Genomic DNA, 17,976 nt, shown 5'->3' with positions numbered 1-17,976 from the left:
CTGTTATTTGCCTTTAGATAACAGTAAAACCAGCTCAACCTTCATATAGTTTTGTTTGGTGCAAAGCTGCCGCTTGCTGTGTCCATGCCGCATAAACGTGCAACTTGCCCAGACTGGTATGAGAAAAACTCATGCCTCATAGATTAGGAGTTCGCCATGTCTCGAGTTTGCCAAGTGACTGGAAAGCGCCCTATGGTGGGTAATAATGTTTCGCATGCAAACAACAAAACCCGTCGTCGCTTTCTACCAAACCTTCACAACCATCGTTTTTGGGTAGAGTCTGAAAACCGCTTTGTACGTCTACGTGTGTCTACTAAAGGTATGCGCATCATTGACAAACTTGGTATCGATAAAGTGTTAGCGGATCTACGCGCACAAGGTCAAAAAGTTTAAGTTAAAAATAGCAGCTGAGTGATGACTCTCATTATTTAGCTGCTGTTTTGCTACATTAGCTGTGGCAACTTGCTCTTTGAGACACGTACCTATCGTTTGAAGACCCCTCATTTACAGGAAAGCTATCATGAGAGATAAAATTAAATTAGTATCAACAGCTGGTACTGGGTATTACTACACCACTACTAAAAACAAGCGCACTATGCCTGGCAAAATGGAAATCAAAAAGTTTGATCCAAAAGTACGCCAGCACGTGATCTTTAAAGAAGCTAAAATCAAATAATCTTCATTTTATCAATGGTATTATTTGAACAAAAAAAGGGTTTATCAATGGATAAACCCTTTTTTTATGTTTGTATATTTAGCTATCTTCAGCTCACTAATAACTAGATCAACTGTAGTGCGTTGGTTCTTTATCATATACATGCGCATGCCACTTACTCATTTGCTTTTGCATAATGACCTGAATCGCAGCATGAATCATGTGTTGACCAATCACTTGAGTGTCACTACCAAGTAGCTCTTTTAGCTTGTCAGAAAAGTCGATAGTCATCAGCGGCGCTTCATCTTGCTCGGCATCACGCAACAACAATCTACCATCATCTGCTTCCACTAACTCTAAGGTGGTTTCTTTGGCAAACCCTGCAAACTGATCGCTACTTTCGTTGTCTACTTCTATATCATTATCGATATCATATGGCATTAATATGTTCCTTATTATCCCGTTTAGTACTGGTAGAGAAACTAGTGATTGCAAAGCCGTTATTTATTGAAAACAAACGCATTCGGCAAATCTATCATCTTACAGTAACGCGGGTAAATCTGTCTTACTCATACAATGGACGCTTTAACACTAGAATTCAAGGGCTATCACATCAGTCTTCACTATAAAAAACTTGGATGCCTTGCAATAAGGACACATTAGCGCCAATAGCGCAGTTTCGCTAACGTAAATAAGAAAGCAACGAACATCCCAAGGTAATAGACCAGTTTTAGCTCAAGGGTGGGATCGCGGTATTTAAAAGGCAGAGCAACAGTCGCCGTTGCAGTCGGAAGTATCAATAGCATCAGCAGCCAGTTCTCAATCACATTGAGCCAACCCTGTAAATCCGTCCCGTTACGCAGTGAAGCGAGCCCCATCAAAAGACAAGCTATGATTAAGCTGGTAAATAAGCCATTTGGTAAATCTTTTGGATAGATAATTTTGGCAATACTGGCCGGTACAATTCGCATATAAAATTCCAGCCATGCACATAGAACATGGCTTAATGATTAAAAAGTATAAAATAGCACGTCACAATGCAAGCATAAAAAAGCACTATATTTATAGCAAAACCCTTTAACTATAAGTGCCCATCAGCCATAACATCGATACACAAGAAGTCAAATAGCCCAAACTAATGGCATTCCAGCTCTCGATATGCAGTCCTTTAACCTTGTTGACTATACGAGAACCTACCCAAAAAAACAGCGGAATACCTAACATGAACGCAGGCACAATGACCGCAGCATGGCGCAACACTGTTCCGACATCATCACCCACCATCAAACGAAAGCCATAACCTGCCAAGCTCAGTACCAGCGCAAATATAGCCATGCCAATGGTAATACCTTTGGGCACCAAGCTACGTTGTGTCTCACTTTTCGGTGTCTGATCAGTATGTTTCATCGTCTCAGAAGGTTTCAATGAGTTGGTAGAATGTTTGTTGTCCATGATTCACCTTTACATGACTGGCCACTGCGCACAATTGCAAATGATATGGCCTACTTCAATACTGTTTTTTGGTCGCCAACACCGTTTATCGATCATGTCACAATATGCAGATTAGCTATTATTGGCTAAAGCCAACTCTGCGCGCATCTCATCAATAGCCGCTTTATAGTCTTTTTGGTTGAATATCGCAGACCCAGCGACAAACATGTCAGCCCCTGCTTCAGCAATCGCACGAATGTTGCTGGCTTTGACACCGCCATCTACTTCTAATCTGATATCTCGACCACTGGTGATGATACGCTGACGTACCTGACGTATTTTGTCTAATGTGTTATCGATAAACGACTGACCGCCAAAACCAGGGTTAACACTCATCAATAAAATTTGATCCACTTTATCCATCACACAATCTAGATGGTGTAACGATGTGGCAGGATTGAGTACCAAACCGCACTCTGCCCCACCATCTTTGATAAGCTGAAGAGAGCGATCAACGTGATGACTGGCTTCTGGATGAAAGGTGATGATACTTGCCCCCGCTTCCAAAAACTGCTCAATCATACTATCGACAGGTGATACCATCAAATGGACATCAATTGGCGCCTCCACACCATAGTCACGCAGCGCCTTACAAATCATGCTACCAAACGTCAAATTGGGTACGTAATGGTTGTCCATGACATCAAAATGAATCACATCAGCACCCGACTCTATTACCTTCTCCACTTCTTCGCCCAACCGCGCAAAGTCAGCTGAGAGTATCGATGGGGCAATAAGATAAGGTCTAGCAGGACTGTTCATAATTGGGCTACCTAATTCATGTTTATATAAGATATGGATAGATTAAAAGAAAATTCTAATTGGCTCACATATGCTGCGAGCCTTTGACATATTGATACTAAATACTTAGTTGTTTAGCGCTGCTTGTATTGGGTCTTACAATAAGCACGACCAACTTCGAAAGAGCGCTTTGCCTCATGCTTGGTAGCACGATTACTCACGCGCTTGCGGCATAAACGAAAAGATGATGGCTTTAGCTCTTGGCGCATGAGCTTGATAACCGCAGTCTCATCGAGACCATAGCTATGCTCTATCGCACCGAATGGCGTTCTGTCTTCCCATGCCATCTCTATCACGCGAGATATTTGCGTCTCATCAAGTACTCTCTCACCTGCATCGTTGACGGTTTTTGCGATATACTCTTTTGCTTTCGCTTCGGATACGTGGTCACTATCGACATCATGTTGCTTTTTTGCCAAAGCAGCGTCCATATCCGCTTGCATCGTTGCCCTTGTAGAGCGTGCATCTACTGATTTATCTTTCACGTTGGAAGCTGTCAAAACTTGATAACCTGCCATAAAAATCACCTTTTGAGCAGGAATGAGATAGCGAAAAACATATCACGGTCATCTGAATGACCTCTTAGCTCATTTGAGCCATATGCCAATGATGTTCGATATGATCATTAATCACCGTTTGGATAAAATAATAGCTGTGGTCATGCCCCGCTTGATAGCGTAATGTTAAGGGCTGTTCGGCTTTTGCACAAGCGTCTTGTAGTTTAGAAGTCTGTAGCTGACCTTCTGCTAAGAAATTATCAGCCGCGCCTTGATCAACCAAAATGCTCGCATACTGCTGACCCACTTTTTCGATCATCTGCGCCGCATCGGCTTGTACCCATAGAGACTTATCATCACCGAAGTACTCTGTATAGGCAGCTTGTCCCCAAGCAGACTCACTGGCGGCACACACTGGCGATAACGCCGATACGCTGACAAACTTACTTGGGAACTTAAATCCTAGCAATAACGCGCCGTGCCCACCCATCGAGTGCCCTGTAATACCGATGCTATCGATAGGAAACTCTGAGCGTAATAAGTCATATAGCTCATCAACGATGTAACTTTGCATATTGAAGTTGTCTGACCACGGTGCTTGAGTGGCATCAACATAATAGCTTGCACCTTGACCAACAAAATAGCGCTCATCATTTGGTACATCGCTGTCTTCACTACTTCTAGGCGAAGTATCAGGTGCGATAAGTATCATACCAAGCTCGCTACATTTTTGTTGAAAATGACCTTTATGCGTCACATTGTCCGCGTTACACGTCAGACCCGATAGATATAATATCGCAGGACAACGTCGTCCAGCCAAGGCCTCATCAGGTAGATAAATACTAAACGTCATAGAGGTTTTGGTAGACGTCGATTCGTGACTATAATAATGCTGCTCACCATTAAAACAGCGATTTACACTTTTTTGGGTAAGCTGTTTATGGTTAGACAAACTATGACTATAAGAATTCTGCATGAGTGATATCCTTTTTATTCAAAAAACCAACGATGGCGTTTAATAAGTACTCGTTATTTGATACTAGCATTTGCCAGTTACTAGATCATTTCTCATATTTATTCGGCAGCTGCATCTACTTCGCCTACCGATAGATTAGCAGTAGTTTCAGGTAAAGCATTGACGGTCGTAGAAGCAGTATTATTCGTAAGACTTGCAACTGAAGGTCGCGCTTTATCAAACAGCACTTGCTCAAATGCAGGTAAGGCGGTTTCCATCAAACTGCCGATTACCATCTGCGGCTCTGATGGCTCAAACCCCATTGCGCTCTCACGCTCATTGACACGTATACGAGCATCCTTAAAAGCCGACTCAAAACTGGTATTTCCTCTCAAGCTTTCAGCAAAAAATGCTTGACCAAAATACGTCATCTCAGCCGTATTGGTACAACCAAAAGATGCTTTGTCAGCGGCTGATGCCGTTATCACCACTGTAGTCGGAGACGCTAGTTCATCGATGAATGAACCCGAATAACAAGAAGATACCACAATCACACGCCAGCGAATACCCGAGGCATCCAGTGCTTCACGAAGCCATGCAGCATCTAGATTGTCCATCGCGATTGGCGGATTCGCTAACTGAACGATATCCTCGTTACCATGTGAAGATAGCGTCAAAAACAACACATCTTCGTCAGCATTCATCTGCTGACCGATTTTTTTCAAGCCGCGTAGGATGCTGGTTTTGGTCGCAATTGGCTCGTCCATCCAACTATACGTATTATTAATCAAAGACAACGAGTGCCCGCTGGTCCCAAAACGCACATCAAACAGCTCACGCACTTTATTGATCTCAGAACGAAAGACGTTTTGACCAGAGAACCCTGCCACACCCATAAAGTACCAGTCGGTTTTGCCATCGATACTTGGGTCTATACTATTTAATGCTTGCTGTAATAAACGGGGCTGCTCATATAGTGCCGCCTCTTCCAACACAGGCTCTACTGGAATTTGCTTAAATATAGGCTGATCAGCGACATTGCGCTGCCAGATCGTCAACAATGCCACCGCCCCAACCAATATGATGATTCGCTCCCACCATGGTATACGCAGGCGACGAGAAAAAATCCATAGCAAAGAAAGCGTCTGCCATAAAAACAATACCAAAAATAGTATGGGTAAAAACGAGTAACTCCACTCAGGTAACCAGCCATAGCTACCAAAAAACTGTACCAAGCTCTGCAATAATGCAGATAAGGTATCAGCAACCAACCAAAGAACGACGGGCACAAAAACCAGTGTCTGATTGCTGGCTCGCCGTGCCAAAATAATACCGCTTAATAAAATAATCATCGGCCAGATCAAATAACTGACCAGCCCCTGCTCATTGAATATACTACCACTTTCAGCCGCCAACCACGAAAATAGGACGTTACTACCAAGTGCCAATAAGGCAAATACAGCAAACTGCATAAAGGTGGGCTTTACCCAAGAAAACGCCCGAGTTGAACCCACCAACATCCACAAAGTTGCGATAATATTGGCAGCGAAATTAAGCGAAAAACGCTGGAGCGATACGGTTTTTAACGACGTAAGTGACAAAGACTTAGACCTCTAGCCAGTCGAGAAAAATAAAATGACCCAATGATAACTATCATGATGTCGTCGCCGCTTGATGTAATCGACTTACGATTTTTTCACGGCTGTAGACATCTATTTATATTGAATTCACGATGGAATGTTTATCGAAGATGACTAGCATTAACCAATAGTTTAGCTCGCTAATCTATCGCGATTGTAACGGATTGTCGGTCAAGAGGATAAGGATGATTTGTAAAATTCATTCAAATATGACCATAAACCTCAATAAAAAAGGAGGCCTTGCAGACAAGACCTCCTTTTACATCAATTACCAGACATTATCTCATCAATAGCTCATTAACGCGCTTTAGATAAGCGGCTGGATCCTCTAACTGCCCGCCATCTGCTAACAACGCTTGATCAAAAATGACTTGCGCCAAATCATCAAACTGCTCGCTGCTCTCAAGCTTCTTAATGAGTGGATGATCAGGATTGACCTCTAGCGTTGGCTTACTTGCTGGTACATCCTGACCCATTTGCTGTAGCATCTGAATCATTTGCGGTGATAGCTCACCTTCACCAACGACTAAGCAAGCAGGGCTATCAACCAAACGTGTTGAAACCTTAACATCTTTAGCACGCTCGCCTAACGCAGTTTTAAGCTTATCAACGACAGGCTTTAGGGTTTCTTCGGCTTTCTCGGCTTCGGCTTTTTCTGCTTCATCCTGCAAATCGCCTAGATCTACGGCACCTTTGGCAATGTTTTGCAGCGGTGTGTCATCGAATGAGGTTAAGAAGTTCATTGCCCATTCGTCAACACGGCTGGTCATCAAAATAACTTCGATGCCTTTTTTCTTAAACAGCTCAAGTTGCGGACTGTTTTTTGCTGCAGCTAGATTATCAGCCGTTAAATAATAGATGGCTTTTTGCCCATCTTTCATACGGCCTTTATAGTCTTCAAAGCTGGTCTCAAGGCCATCTTGGGTGCTGGTGGCATAACGCAATAGCTTAGCAATACGTTCTTTATTACCGGCGTCTTCACCCAAGCCCTCTTTGATGACATCGCCGAACTCTGCATAGAACTGGGCAAATTTTTCTTGCTTGTCACTGTCTTCGCTATTGGCAAGGCTGGCCAGCAAAGTCAAGATACGGCGGGCGTTACCATCACGAATAGATTTTACATCGCGCGACTCTTGTAATAGCTCACGGCTCACGTTCAGTGGCAAGTCTGCTGAATCGATCACCCCTTTCACAAAACGCAAATACATCGGTAATAGCTGCTCAGCATCATCCATAATAAAGACGCGCTTCACATAAAGCTTTAGACCGTGCTGCTGCTCGCGAGTGTATAGATCCATCGGGGCTTTTTTAGGGATATATAAAAGCTGCGTGTACTGTACGCGGCCCTCGACACGGTTGTGCGTCCACGTAAGCGGCGCGTCCATGTCATAAGTGATGTTTTTGTAAAAATCAACATACTCATCATCGTCGATTTCAGAGCTTGAGCGTGTCCATAGCGCACTGGCTTTATTGATGGTTTCCCACTCATCCGTCAGTACCATCTCGCCACCAGTAGGCGTGTCATCATTTTCGTCATCGACGACATCTTCTTGCCAGATCTCTTTACGCATCTGAATGGGCAGACTGATATGGTCAGAGTATTTATTGACCAAGCGCTTGATCTTGCTGCGGTCTAGGTAGTTATCTTCGCCCTCGCTATATTCTTCTTTTAGGTGCAAAGTGATCGCGGTACCGCGCGTGTCTTTGGTAATAGGCTCAACCGTAAAGCTACCAGTACCATCTGATACCCAGCGCACGCCTTTATCAGCAGGCTCACCCGCTTTACGTGATTCAACACTGATGGTGTCAGCCACGATAAAACCTGAGTAAAAACCAACACCGAATTGACCAATTAATTGTCCGTCTTGTTTTTGTGATTCAGACAATTTGTCTAAAAACGCTTTGGTGCCTGATTTGGCGATGGTACCTAAGTTTTCGATGGCATCGGTTTCATTCATCCCAATACCGTTATCAGTAAAGGTAATAGTTTTGGCGTCTTCATCGACGGCGATACGGATTTTTAATTCGCCATCGTCTTCATAAAGGCTATCATCATTGGTGGCTTCAAAGCGCAGCTTATCGCAAGCATCCGACGCGTTAGAGACGAGCTCACGGACAAAAATATCAGCGTTAGAATATAGTGAATGCGTGACCAAGTGCAGTAGCTGGGCGACTTCTGCTTCAAACGTATGTTTTTTTAATTCTGGATTCAGACCTTCAGCTTGAGTTGCTTCACTCATAAAAACTCCTTTAAATTCTATGAAAGACCTATTATCAGATAACGATATACTCACTAAGACCGCTCTCATAATGTTAGAGACCCTGCCGTATGTGATACCGTTAAACTGTCTATACTAATAGGGTCATTGAGAAAAAATTCAAGCTCAAAAGCCCTATTCAATAAAAAACACCGCGCTTGTTTATCAAGGCGGCGTTCTGGTATCAGTCATTTTTTAGCGCAAGAACAAAAGCTAACCACTATTCTGAATAAGCCTCTATTAATAACTCCCAAATAGTCGTCAGTTTTTTGGAAAATTGAGTATATGCTTTCATAGTCACCTCTATGTCGATTGATATCGTCTGGTTGGTAATATCGTCTTATTAGCTACTATTAAAACCATTTCTCCAATATTTGTATAATTAATTGATTACAACATATCGTTTCGTTTTCCAAAATTACTAGACAGTTGATTCTTTCTCTTTTAACGTGGCATCGGGCGGATGGTCAGTATTTGCTCGCTACGACCAAAGGGACCATGCACATCGTGGAGCACAGCACTGGTCAGCCCGATACCATCAGCGCCATACTGCTGTACCGCCTCGATACCGAGCCAGCGACCTTTAGGGACACGGTGCATATGGATTTGCAGGTCTGTATTGGGAAACATCCACTCTAGTTTTGACAGACCTAAACCCAGTCTTGGTACCACGCCATTGGCCGTATCGACCATGCCCAGCAGATGCACCATATCATCAGTGGGTACGCCCTCTACCATCTCGACATCGTTGGTTATCCAAACCATGCCGCGACCTTCTCGGCGATCTGGAGCGGCCACCAAGCGCACACTTTCGATAAAGCCGCCCGGCCAGCCTTTCATGTCTTCCCAAACGGGCAACTCTTCAGGTTTGTATTTTGCTGGTTGATCTTCAAGTCCAGCAATCTCACTAGTATCTTGCGTAATCAGTCGCCATGCTCTTGCAATAATGGCATCTCGACCACGGCTACTCATAACCGCTTCAATCAATTCAATGGTTTTACCTGGTCGGATGCAGCGAGTAGTAATGGTAAAGTCATCGAGCGGTATCAGGCCTAAAATATCAAGACTGACACGAGCAATACGGGTATTGGCTTGCGGCGCAAAGTTATTAATCTCAGCTGTCAGAAGACCTGTCGCTGGTGCCATATGCTGCTCATGCTCATTCCAAGCGCCTTGTGCATGCTTGGTTGGCTGGTAATGCGCCAGACTAACTCCGTCTTCTGGCTGTTCGCGTTTAATAAATTTGTAATAAGCAGTCATAACTATTCTCTATTTCCTATATTTGGCATTTTCACCTATATTTTTTATTTATGCTTGTATTTTCTATTTATGGGTAAGCTCTTGTTTTCTTAGTATGAGAATACCGCGAGCTTTTTGTATGAAGAACAGTAAGCAAATCATTATGACTGCGAGAACAGCGTAAAGAACGCTTTTTTCTGCCATAAACTTCATGATATTCATAAACAGTACAAAGACCACTGCCACCATGACAAGCATATTGAGTTTCAGTTGCTTATTCACTTCAGCGAGCGTGGCTTCTGCCAATACAAATCTGGCTTTTGGTTCTTTCATGCGAGCTTATCCATATAAATGATGATTCATACAAATACGAGGGCGTGTCCTAATTACTTACCAACTTGGGTGACAGGAATCCGCAAGGCTTTCGGCAGACTAAACGTTACGTTTTCTTCAATACCAGATAGCTCACTAGGCAGATCGCCCCCCCAGTCCTGCAACTGTTGTAACACTTCTTGGATCAGCACTTCAGGCGCGGATGCGCCAGCGGTCACGCCGATACTCTGCACACCATCCAACCAACGCTTATCCATCTCACTAGCGTTATCAATTAAATATGCACGGCAATTCATACGCTCAGCAAGCTCGCGCAGACGATTAGAGTTTGAAGAGTTTGGCGAGCCGACGACTAAAACGACTTCGCAGCGACTGGCCAAATCTTTTACCGCATCTTGGCGGTTTTGGGTGGCATAACAGATGTCGTCTTTACGGGGACCTTGAATACTAGGGAACTTTTCACGCAGTGCATCGATAACACGAGCCGTATCATCCATCGACAGGGTTGTTTGAGTCACAAAAGCCAAGCGTTCGGCATTTTCCACAGTGAGAGCAGCAACATCAGCTTCGTCTTCCACTAAATGGATTTGCCCACCGTTTTTTGCATTGAATCGACCCATCGTGCCTTCTACTTCTGGATGTCCGGCATGTCCTATCAACACGGCATCCATACCGTCTTGTGCAAATTTTGCCACTTCAATGTGTACTTTAGTGACCAAAGGGCAAGTGGCATCAAATACGGTAATATCACGGCGACCAGCTTCATCTTCGACTGCTTTAGAGACGCCGTGAGCAGAGAAAATCACCACAGACCCATCCGGTACTTCGTGAAGCTCTTCGACGAATACCGCGCCCCGATTGGCCAAATCCGACACCACAAATTTATTATGTACAACTTCATGACGGACATAGATGGGTGGCTCAAAACGTATTAGTGCTTCATTAACAATCGCAATCGCACGGTCCACACCAGCACAAAACCCACGGGGATTGGCAAGATAAATTTGCATAAAAAGGCCTATCGTCGGATAATTTATATCTAAAGCTTATGTATAAAAGCTTTGATTCAAAAGTTGGGGCAAAATCAATGCTCTACTTTAGCATAATTTGATTTTATTGCCCTCAAAAATAGCAGCGCACTCATTGCAATATGTCAGGTGCAAACATCAACATGCTAGCTACATATTGCAAAACCCACTTTATCTCATATAAAAGCAGTTTATAATGACGCAACTACGATGATTTCTATCGCCATACATGATGGCGTTTTTTCTTTTTTCCAGTCTCTACCACTGACTGAATCGTCTTTTAGTCTGTTACTAAGACGCATTTTACTAGCACATATTCCATTAGGATAAATTGTATGACAGGTTCATTATTTATTGTTACTGCCGCCTCAGGTACGGGCAAGACCTCACTGGTTAAGCAATTACTTGCTACGACCAACGACTTAACGGTCAGTATCTCACATACGACTCGCACCCCGCGCCCAGGCGAGATTGATGGTCAGCACTATCATTTCACAGATACTGATAGTTTTACCAATGGTATCAATGCGGGTCTATTTTTAGAGCATGCAGAAGTATTTGGTAACTATTATGGCACGTCAGAGAAAAGCGTACGCACCCAACTAGCAGCGGGGATTGACGTTATCTTGGAGATTGACTGGCAAGGGGCGACGCAAATCAGAGAAATCTTTGCCGATGCCATTATGATTTTTATTCTACCACCCAGCATTGCTACATTGCGCCAACGTCTCTCAACCCGTGCGCAGGATTCTGTAGAAGTGATAGAGCGCCGTCTAGCTGGCGCGGTCACCGAAATGGCACAATACGTAAATGCTGACTATGTCGTGATCAATGATAATTTTGATGTAGCCTTAGCTGAGCTAAAAGCGATTATCGTGGCGGATAGACAAACCCTTAGCCGTCAGCAGCAGCGTTATCATCGCACGATTAGCAACTTGCTAAATAAGCAAGTAGAAGAGTAAACTAGGCTACAATGCTCGTCAGGTGCTTATCTAACAAGTAGATATAAAAAGCAACTACGCGACTTGGCAAAAAATGCTATAATATTTAGCTATCCCCTTTTATGTATTTGATATTATTTTTATTGAGTGGCGGGCAAGGTCCGTGGCTAATAAAAACAACCGAGGTAGCTATTTATGGCACGAGTAACGATTGAAGATTGTTTGGATAATGTTGATAATCGCTTTGAGCTAATTTTGGCCGCAAGCAAACGCGCCCGTCAATTGGCCAAAGGTATTGCCGAGCCGTTGGTTGATGTCGATAATGACAAGCCTACAGTATTGGCGTTACGTGAAATTGCCGCTGGAAAAATCACCCGCGACATTCTAAATCAACCAGAGCATAACTTTGCAACGAGCTCATTAGATTTAGCATTGTCAGGCGATCATAGCTTCTAAAAAGCTATTTTTGATAAGGTTTGTTTTGCCAAGTCTTTGAAGCTGATAATGGCTTTATAAGATAAACATAACTTTATTGATAACAAAAACCACAGCATAGGCTGTGGTTTTTTGGTTGTAACTGTATTGTATTTGCTGTTTTGATAGCCATTTATCTATCAAAATAGCCCACTGAGTCAAATTTTTTCATCGCCTACTCGCTTATCAGTTGACATTGAATGCGATTTGCGATTAATTAGAGAATGGCCTATCCCTACTTAAGTTTCGTATGGTTGGTCAATATTCAGTCACCATTCACTGCTTACTTCAATCCATAATCAAGTCAGTCATGGACAATAGGATCGTCATTTATGAGTCAAACCCTACCCAAACTCAGTCATCATCTCGTCGATGACGCTCAATATAACTTGCTGCGTTCAGTCGGTTATCTCACTGCTGCTGAGCGCCGTGACATTGTTGATGCCTGTGAGTTCGGTGATATTGCGCACATTAAAGACAAGCGTAAATCAGGGGAACCTTATATCACTCACCCTATCGCAGTGGCTGAGATACTGGCGGGCTTTCGCTTAGATCGAGATACCATTATTGCAGCGATTTTGCATGATACGGTCGAAGACACCGACGTGAGTGACGAGCAGCTCGAGCAGCGTTACGGCAAGATAGTGGCTAGGCTGGTCGATGGTGTGACAAAACTAAAATCCTCCTCTCACAATAAGCAGCAAAACAAAGCCGCGACCTTTCACAAAATTTTAACAGCCACACTCGCAGATCCACGGGTACTTATTATTAAGCTTGCGGACCGCCTGCATAATATGTCCACGCTTGATGCCGTGCGCCCTGAAAAACAACGTACGACAGCACAAGAAACGTTAGATTTTTATGTGCCATTTGCACGCTTGATGGGTCTTAATGATATCGCCGATTATATTGAGGTGCTGTGTTATCGTAACCTTGATTCTGATATGTACAACAAGATATCTGATAAGCTGCTACAGCATGGACTTGGGCGTAATTTCCAAAGAGAAGCCATTCATCGTTATCTGAGTATCGTGCTTAATAATTTGGGGCTCAACGGACTGGTCAAAGTGTTAGACAATCGTGTGGTCATTTACCGTCAGTTTTTCCGCAATCGCGGAGAAATTAACACGCTGCTACGTCACTATGCATTTGAGATTGTCCTCGATAATATCGAAGCTTGTGACAAGTTGGCGTATTATCTTATTAAAAAGTATCAAATTGATGATACGCACATTGCTGATAATATTCGCAGGCCGTTACCAGGTGGCAATCAATCACTCACGCTCATTTATGAGCGCGACAACGATGTCGTAAAAGTGACTATTTTGACCAAGCAAATGCAAAGTGCTGCAAGGCTCGGCGTTATCGGTGCAGAGCACGCCTCTGAAGTCAGTCAATCAGTTATCCAAGCGTCACTGCGTAACATGAAAGACTTGGTCGATGAAGACAACTTAAATGAGAATAGTCCTAACTTTTCAGCAGCGGTCTCGACTATTAATGAGCTGATGGATTATTTGCATTCGAGTAAGATTATTTGTTATAGCCCGCAAGGTCGTGCCTATGAGCTACCACAAGGGGCAACAGCATTAGACTTTGCTTACGCAGTCGGGCCTATGGTTGGTAACGTCGCTGTCGGTGCCAATATCGATGATAAAGCAGCAAAACTCGGTACCGTGGTAAAAAACGGACAGTCCGTTGAAATTGAGATAAACAGTCACTCAGAACCAAAAGCAGAATGGTTAGGATTTGTGGTGACCAACAAAGCGCGTGAAGAGATATTACGTTGGTTCAAAGACTTATCTACCGCTGACAAGCAGCATCATGGTCGTCAAGCGTTAGATCGTGCCCTTAAAACCTATCAAAAAACGCTCGATGACCTAACAGAGGATGATTGGAAAGATCTGACTGAATGGCGCGGTGTGACTGAAAAAAACGCCCTATTCGAACAAATAAGCTCCGGTACACTACTGCCACAGCTTGTAGTCACTCGTTTGTTTAACGATGAAGTCAGTGACGTACAAGCCAAAGCGCACAACGAAGACATGACACAGCCACAGCAGCTGATCGCCAATGCCTCTGGGGTTGAGCTCGATTTTGCTAACTGCTGTCATCCAATCTATGGTGACCCTATCGTTGGGCACTTATCTCGGCACGGCTTGGTCGTTCATCGACACAAATGCTTTTCGCTTGACGACATTCGTAAAGACAATCCCTATCAGGTGATTCAACTGCGTTGGCGCAGTGATAACGCTGTAAAACAAGGTGAAACAGACGAGCATGATATAAAAAATAGTGGCAAAATACGTTTTCCTGCTTACTTAAAGCTGTCTATTGCGCTTAGCGATGAGCAAATCAGTAAAGTGATTTATCATCTGCGCCAGCTGCATATGGGGGTTGAAACCGTTGACGTGCGTAATAGTGATACTATCATCCATATCATCGTACGCAGTCGCAATCACTTGGCTCAAGGCATTCGTGAGCTGCGTTCATTACTCGGCTTCCCTAACATCATACGGCTATATCAATTATAATAACCCTGCCTGTCTAGCAAACTCTTTGTCTAGTCAGATTTGAACGCATCGCGCTGAGGTTTTGACAATCTCTAAAACAATAATAGGCACTGTTGCTTGTCAGTGAGCAACAGACCAACCAATAAAATACGAAAAGGACATAATATGACTCGTCAAACAATCCAAACAGATAAAGCTCCCGCAGCTGTAGGCACTTACTCACAAGCCGTAAAAGTTGGCAACACCGTTTATATTTCAGGTCAGCTTGGTTTTGACCCTGAAACCATGGAATTAAGAGAAGGTTTTAAAGCACAGGCTGAGCAAGTGTTCGAAAACATTAAAGCGATCTGTGAAGCGGCTGGTGGTAGCATCAACGACGTGGTTAAATTTAATGTATCTTTGACTGATTTAAGTGACTTTGCGGTTTTAAACGAAGTATTTGTGGCGAACCTAAGCGAGCCATATCCTGCTCGTGCTGCCGTACAAGTCGCAGCCCTACCTAAAGGTGGCGTGGTCGAAATCGAATCTATCTTATATATTGACTAAACTGATAGTAATTTTTTTAGATACTCCTATAACAGTCAATCTATCATAAGCTTAGCATCATGCTAAGCTTATTGGTCTCTGCCTCTTTTTCTTCATTTCACATCAATATTAATCTGATAAGACTGCGAAGCCGTTTATGTTGGTACAAGTTGCGCTGCCCGTACCCCTTTATCGGGTGTTTGACTATAGCTTACCGGCGGATATGCTTGCTTCGCCAGACCGTCTGATGCCGTCAATTGGAAGTCGCGTTGAGGTTTCATTTGGCCGCCAAACCTTAATTGGTATCGTGATTGCTCATGTTTCTGAAGATGAAAGCAGTGTACCCGTCAATAAAATCAAACCGATTAATAAATGTTTGGACGCTGACCCTATTTTGGATCCCAGCATGCTCAAGCTGGCTTATTGGCTGGCGCGTTACTATCATTATCCACTTGGTGATGTCTTAGCCGTCATCCTGCCAAGCCTTGTCCGCCAAGGTAAGCCACTAGATCTGCTAATTACTCATTGGCGAATATTGCCGCATATCACTGATGAAGATTTTCGTGCCAATGCAAAAAAGCAAAAGCAGCAGTTTGACATGCTAAAGCTACATGGTGAGCGCGGTGCTAGTGAAGATGTTTTGCTATTAGAAGGGATGCAGCGAGCATTTTTAAAAACGCTCGAAGACAAAGGTCTAATCGAGCGCTATATCCAAACCAAGCAATCCCCTTCTCCCGTGAAATTGGCAAAAATGCCGCTTGTTCTCAATGATGAGCAGAAACTTGCCGTTGATGCCATCGTTGCTGCGCATAAATCTGAAATCTATACTGGCTTTTTATTAAATGGTATTACTGGTAGCGGCAAAACTGAAGTCTACTTACAAGCGATGCAGGCGGTACTAGAAGCAGGCAAGCAAGTGCTGATCTTGGTGCCAGAAATTGGTCTCACACCGCAAACACGTGCACGCTTTGCTAGTAGATTTGCCGCTCATATTGTTTTGCTGCATTCCGGCTTGACTGATACCCATCGTTTGCAAGGCTGGCAAGACTGCCGCACCGGTCATGCACAAATTATCATCGGTACGCGCTCAGCAGTGCTCTATCCATTTGCAGCATTGGGATTGATAGTCGTTGATGAGGCGCATGATGGCTCGTACAAACAGCAGGATACTCTACGTTATCATGCGGCTGATGTCGCACTCTATCGCGGCCTACAGCACAACATACCAGTCATATTAGGTACGGCAACGCCTTCTCTTGAGCATCTGAAACTGGTCGAAGACGGCAAGCTGATAGAGTATCAACTACTGACTCGTCCCGGCAATGCCAAGCCTGCAACCATGCAACTGATTGATGCGCGCCTGCAAAGCACTCACCAGCAAGCGCAACATGATGGTGCTCGCTATGACACGGGGCTGACAGACTCAATGATTGGGGCAATTAAGCAAACGTTAGAAGCCGGCGATCAAGTCCTGGTATTTTTGAATCGTCGTGGCTATGCGCCTGTTTTATTGTGTGAGGCTTGCGGTTGGCAGGCAGATTGTCCCCGCTGTGATGCTCATTTGACCGTTCACTATAACAGTCTGGCGCAGCGCAGCGGCTATTCAGGTAGCTCTTATTTAAAATGCCACCATTGCGATTGGCAGGCTTATATTCCTACAGTATGCCCTGATTGTGGCAGTCAAAACCTAGATGCCAAAGGTATGGGTACGACAAGGCTCAGCGAAAACCTGCATGCAATCTTTGCCAATCCCCAAACCAGCAAAGTGATTTATCCAATTATCCAAATCGATCGTGATACCACAAGACGAAAAGACAGCTGGGAAAATATCTATCAGCAAATCAATCAAGGCGATCCTGCGATATTAGTTGGTACACAAATGGTGGCTAAAGGTCATCACTTTCCTAATGTCACGCTGGTCTGCTTACCCAATGCCGATCGCGGATTTTTATCAGCAGACTTTCGCTCACCTGAGCATACAGCGCAGCTCATGATACAAGTAGCTGGCCGTGCGGGTCGAGGTGACAAAGTGGGTCGCGTCTTGATCCAGACCCTACAGCCTGACAATGAATTACTGTTAAAACTGGTCAAAGATGGTTATTTATCGTTTGCCCGCGAGCTACTGCAAGAGCGTAAAATGATGGGCTTACCGCCTCACAGTCATGCCGCACTGATACGCTGTGAGGGCAAGACGCTGGCAGCTACCACACAAGCGCTCAAGGATGCTATTGCTCACTTACCCAGTGCGCACCATCTTGCGGTTCTTGGTCCTATTGATGCCCCAATGAGTAAAAAGAACAGCCGCTATCATGCGCAGCTACTACTCTTAGCCAAAGATCGTGCGCACTTACATCATGTATTGAACCAATGGTGGCAGCCCGTACTTGCCTTACCAAGTGCTAAATACCTCAAGCTTACCTTAGACATTGACCCCGTTGGTTGGTAAAACCGACACTTATCATTCGTCGGTGTTCTATATAGTGTTGTAATTTTTGTGATTTGTGCCTCCTAATGATTTTTACTTTGTCGTTACAGCTTCTCAGGCGTGGCTATGTTAGATTTATAACCACTATCAGGTGGTATGTATCCAAAAACCTCCTGCTACCTGAACCACAATGGATATTGTTTA

At 44.0% G+C, this 17,976-nt stretch carries 18 protein-coding genes; 7 read left to right on the top strand and 11 right to left on the bottom strand.

What is annotated here, in order from left to right; genetic code table 11:
- The first annotated feature begins 156 nt into the window (after nucleotides 1-156).
- Both rpmB and rpmG read left to right on the top strand, forming a co-directional pair.
- Nucleotides 157-393 carry a 50S ribosomal protein L28 gene (rpmB, locus tag HL061_RS11235; protein WP_057761372.1) on the top strand — a complete coding sequence of 79 codons (237 nt, stop codon included), beginning with the start codon at nucleotides 157-159 and terminating at the stop codon, nucleotides 391-393.
- A 127-nt stretch (nucleotides 394-520) separates the two neighbouring features.
- Complete coding sequence (rpmG, locus tag HL061_RS11230) at nucleotides 521-676, top strand: 50S ribosomal protein L33 (RefSeq protein WP_010201403.1); 156 nt, start codon at nucleotides 521-523, stop codon at nucleotides 674-676.
- A gap of 108 nt (nucleotides 677-784) precedes the next feature.
- Here the strand turns inward: rpmG and HL061_RS11225 are convergent, their stop codons facing one another.
- The 11 genes from HL061_RS11225 to ispH all read right to left on the bottom strand — a co-directional run bounded on the left by HL061_RS11225 (nucleotide 785) and on the right by ispH (nucleotide 10,879).
- On the bottom strand, nucleotides 785-1,096 hold the full coding sequence (locus HL061_RS11225) for a hypothetical protein (RefSeq protein ID WP_071003085.1): 312 nt from the start codon (nucleotides 1,094-1,096) through the stop codon (nucleotides 785-787).
- Between the two features lie 218 nt (nucleotides 1,097-1,314).
- A complete protein-coding gene (locus HL061_RS11220) occupies nucleotides 1,315-1,626 on the bottom strand; it encodes a hypothetical protein (RefSeq protein ID WP_058024609.1) in 312 nt (103 codons plus the stop codon).
- Between the two features lie 106 nt (nucleotides 1,627-1,732).
- On the bottom strand, nucleotides 1,733-2,062 hold the full coding sequence (locus tag HL061_RS11215) for a hypothetical protein (RefSeq protein WP_071003769.1): 330 nt from the start codon (nucleotides 2,060-2,062) through the stop codon (nucleotides 1,733-1,735).
- Nucleotides 2,063-2,218: 156 nt separating this feature from the next.
- Entirely contained in the window at nucleotides 2,219-2,908 is a 690-nt protein-coding gene (gene rpe, locus HL061_RS11210; RefSeq protein WP_071003083.1) for a ribulose-phosphate 3-epimerase, read from the bottom strand.
- A 113-nt stretch (nucleotides 2,909-3,021) separates the two neighbouring features.
- A complete protein-coding gene (locus HL061_RS14035; protein ID WP_313907114.1) occupies nucleotides 3,022-3,303 on the bottom strand; it encodes a TIGR03643 family protein in 282 nt (93 codons plus the stop codon).
- Nucleotides 3,304-3,529: 226 nt separating this feature from the next.
- On the bottom strand, nucleotides 3,530-4,420 hold the full coding sequence (gene fghA / locus HL061_RS11200; RefSeq protein ID WP_071003079.1) for an S-formylglutathione hydrolase: 891 nt from the start codon (nucleotides 4,418-4,420) through the stop codon (nucleotides 3,530-3,532).
- A gap of 98 nt (nucleotides 4,421-4,518) precedes the next feature.
- On the bottom strand, nucleotides 4,519-6,000 hold the full coding sequence (locus HL061_RS11195) for a C13 family peptidase (protein ID WP_071003078.1): 1,482 nt from the start codon (nucleotides 5,998-6,000) through the stop codon (nucleotides 4,519-4,521).
- A 317-nt stretch (nucleotides 6,001-6,317) separates the two neighbouring features.
- Nucleotides 6,318-8,279 carry a molecular chaperone HtpG gene (gene htpG, locus HL061_RS11190; RefSeq protein WP_071003076.1) on the bottom strand — a complete coding sequence of 654 codons (1,962 nt, stop codon included), beginning with the start codon at nucleotides 8,277-8,279 and terminating at the stop codon, nucleotides 6,318-6,320.
- A 462-nt stretch (nucleotides 8,280-8,741) separates the two neighbouring features.
- The gene (locus HL061_RS11185) at nucleotides 8,742-9,557 is read right to left on the bottom strand and encodes a thioesterase family protein (RefSeq protein ID WP_071003074.1); all 816 of its coding nucleotides are present in this window, start codon (nucleotides 9,555-9,557) and stop codon (nucleotides 8,742-8,744) included.
- Between the two features lie 63 nt (nucleotides 9,558-9,620).
- On the bottom strand, nucleotides 9,621-9,869 hold the full coding sequence (locus HL061_RS11180) for a hypothetical protein (protein ID WP_058024603.1): 249 nt from the start codon (nucleotides 9,867-9,869) through the stop codon (nucleotides 9,621-9,623).
- A 53-nt stretch (nucleotides 9,870-9,922) separates the two neighbouring features.
- Nucleotides 9,923-10,879, bottom strand: coding sequence for a 4-hydroxy-3-methylbut-2-enyl diphosphate reductase (ispH, locus tag HL061_RS11175; RefSeq protein WP_058024602.1), 957 nt, complete (start codon nucleotides 10,877-10,879; stop codon nucleotides 9,923-9,925).
- A gap of 353 nt (nucleotides 10,880-11,232) precedes the next feature.
- Here ispH and gmk point away from each other — a divergent pair, with 353 nt between their 5' ends.
- The 5 genes from gmk to HL061_RS11150 all read left to right on the top strand — a co-directional run bounded on the left by gmk (nucleotide 11,233) and on the right by HL061_RS11150 (nucleotide 17,793).
- Nucleotides 11,233-11,859 carry a guanylate kinase gene (gmk, locus tag HL061_RS11170; protein ID WP_071003072.1) on the top strand — a complete coding sequence of 209 codons (627 nt, stop codon included), beginning with the start codon at nucleotides 11,233-11,235 and terminating at the stop codon, nucleotides 11,857-11,859.
- Nucleotides 11,860-12,033: 174 nt separating this feature from the next.
- Nucleotides 12,034-12,294 carry a DNA-directed RNA polymerase subunit omega gene (gene rpoZ / locus HL061_RS11165; protein ID WP_071003070.1) on the top strand — a complete coding sequence of 87 codons (261 nt, stop codon included), beginning with the start codon at nucleotides 12,034-12,036 and terminating at the stop codon, nucleotides 12,292-12,294.
- A 350-nt stretch (nucleotides 12,295-12,644) separates the two neighbouring features.
- Complete coding sequence (locus HL061_RS11160; protein ID WP_071003068.1) at nucleotides 12,645-14,843, top strand: HD domain-containing protein; 2,199 nt, start codon at nucleotides 12,645-12,647, stop codon at nucleotides 14,841-14,843.
- A gap of 144 nt (nucleotides 14,844-14,987) precedes the next feature.
- A complete protein-coding gene (locus tag HL061_RS11155; RefSeq protein WP_058024599.1) occupies nucleotides 14,988-15,368 on the top strand; it encodes a RidA family protein in 381 nt (126 codons plus the stop codon).
- 136 nt (nucleotides 15,369-15,504) lie between these two features.
- Nucleotides 15,505-17,793 carry a primosomal protein N' gene (locus tag HL061_RS11150; protein WP_252962841.1) on the top strand — a complete coding sequence of 763 codons (2,289 nt, stop codon included), beginning with the start codon at nucleotides 15,505-15,507 and terminating at the stop codon, nucleotides 17,791-17,793.
- Nucleotides 17,794-17,976: the final 183 nt, after the last annotated feature.

The organism is Psychrobacter sp. PSP, from assembly GCF_024085615.1.
In the GTDB taxonomy this organism is placed as follows: Bacteria; Pseudomonadota; Gammaproteobacteria; order Pseudomonadales; family Moraxellaceae; genus Psychrobacter; species Psychrobacter pacificensis.
Note: the sequence above shows the minus strand (reverse complement) of the source record. Positions and strands in the feature narration are given on the sequence as shown.

What these genes read in the sequence shown, in the direction of transcription:
- rpmG (WP_010201403.1), top strand. Translation starts at nt 521, where the DNA reads ATGAGAGATAAAATTAAATTAGTATCAACAGCTGGTACTGGGTATTAC.
- HL061_RS11180 (WP_058024603.1), bottom strand. Translation starts at nt 9,869, where the DNA reads ATGAAAGAACCAAAAGCCAGATTTGTATTGGCAGAAGCCACGCTCGCT.
- HL061_RS11160 (WP_071003068.1), top strand. Translation starts at nt 12,645, where the DNA reads ATGAGTCAAACCCTACCCAAACTCAGTCATCATCTCGTCGATGACGCT.
- ispH (WP_058024602.1), bottom strand. Translation starts at nt 10,879, where the DNA reads ATGCAAATTTATCTTGCCAATCCCCGTGGGTTTTGTGCTGGTGTGGAC.
- HL061_RS11150 (WP_252962841.1), top strand. Translation starts at nt 15,505, where the DNA reads ATGTTGGTACAAGTTGCGCTGCCCGTACCCCTTTATCGGGTGTTTGAC.
- gmk (WP_071003072.1), top strand. Translation starts at nt 11,233, where the DNA reads ATGACAGGTTCATTATTTATTGTTACTGCCGCCTCAGGTACGGGCAAG.
- HL061_RS11225 (WP_071003085.1), bottom strand. Translation starts at nt 1,096, where the DNA reads ATGCCATATGATATCGATAATGATATAGAAGTAGACAACGAAAGTAGC.
- fghA (WP_071003079.1), bottom strand. Translation starts at nt 4,420, where the DNA reads ATGCAGAATTCTTATAGTCATAGTTTGTCTAACCATAAACAGCTTACC.
- HL061_RS11215 (WP_071003769.1), bottom strand. Translation starts at nt 2,062, where the DNA reads ATGAAACATACTGATCAGACACCGAAAAGTGAGACACAACGTAGCTTG.
- HL061_RS11155 (WP_058024599.1), top strand. Translation starts at nt 14,988, where the DNA reads ATGACTCGTCAAACAATCCAAACAGATAAAGCTCCCGCAGCTGTAGGC.
- HL061_RS11185 (WP_071003074.1), bottom strand. Translation starts at nt 9,557, where the DNA reads ATGACTGCTTATTACAAATTTATTAAACGCGAACAGCCAGAAGACGGA.
- rpe (WP_071003083.1), bottom strand. Translation starts at nt 2,908, where the DNA reads ATGAACAGTCCTGCTAGACCTTATCTTATTGCCCCATCGATACTCTCA.
- rpmB (WP_057761372.1), top strand. Translation starts at nt 157, where the DNA reads ATGTCTCGAGTTTGCCAAGTGACTGGAAAGCGCCCTATGGTGGGTAAT.
- HL061_RS11220 (WP_058024609.1), bottom strand. Translation starts at nt 1,626, where the DNA reads ATGCGAATTGTACCGGCCAGTATTGCCAAAATTATCTATCCAAAAGAT.
- rpoZ (WP_071003070.1), top strand. Translation starts at nt 12,034, where the DNA reads ATGGCACGAGTAACGATTGAAGATTGTTTGGATAATGTTGATAATCGC.
- htpG (WP_071003076.1), bottom strand. Translation starts at nt 8,279, where the DNA reads ATGAGTGAAGCAACTCAAGCTGAAGGTCTGAATCCAGAATTAAAAAAA.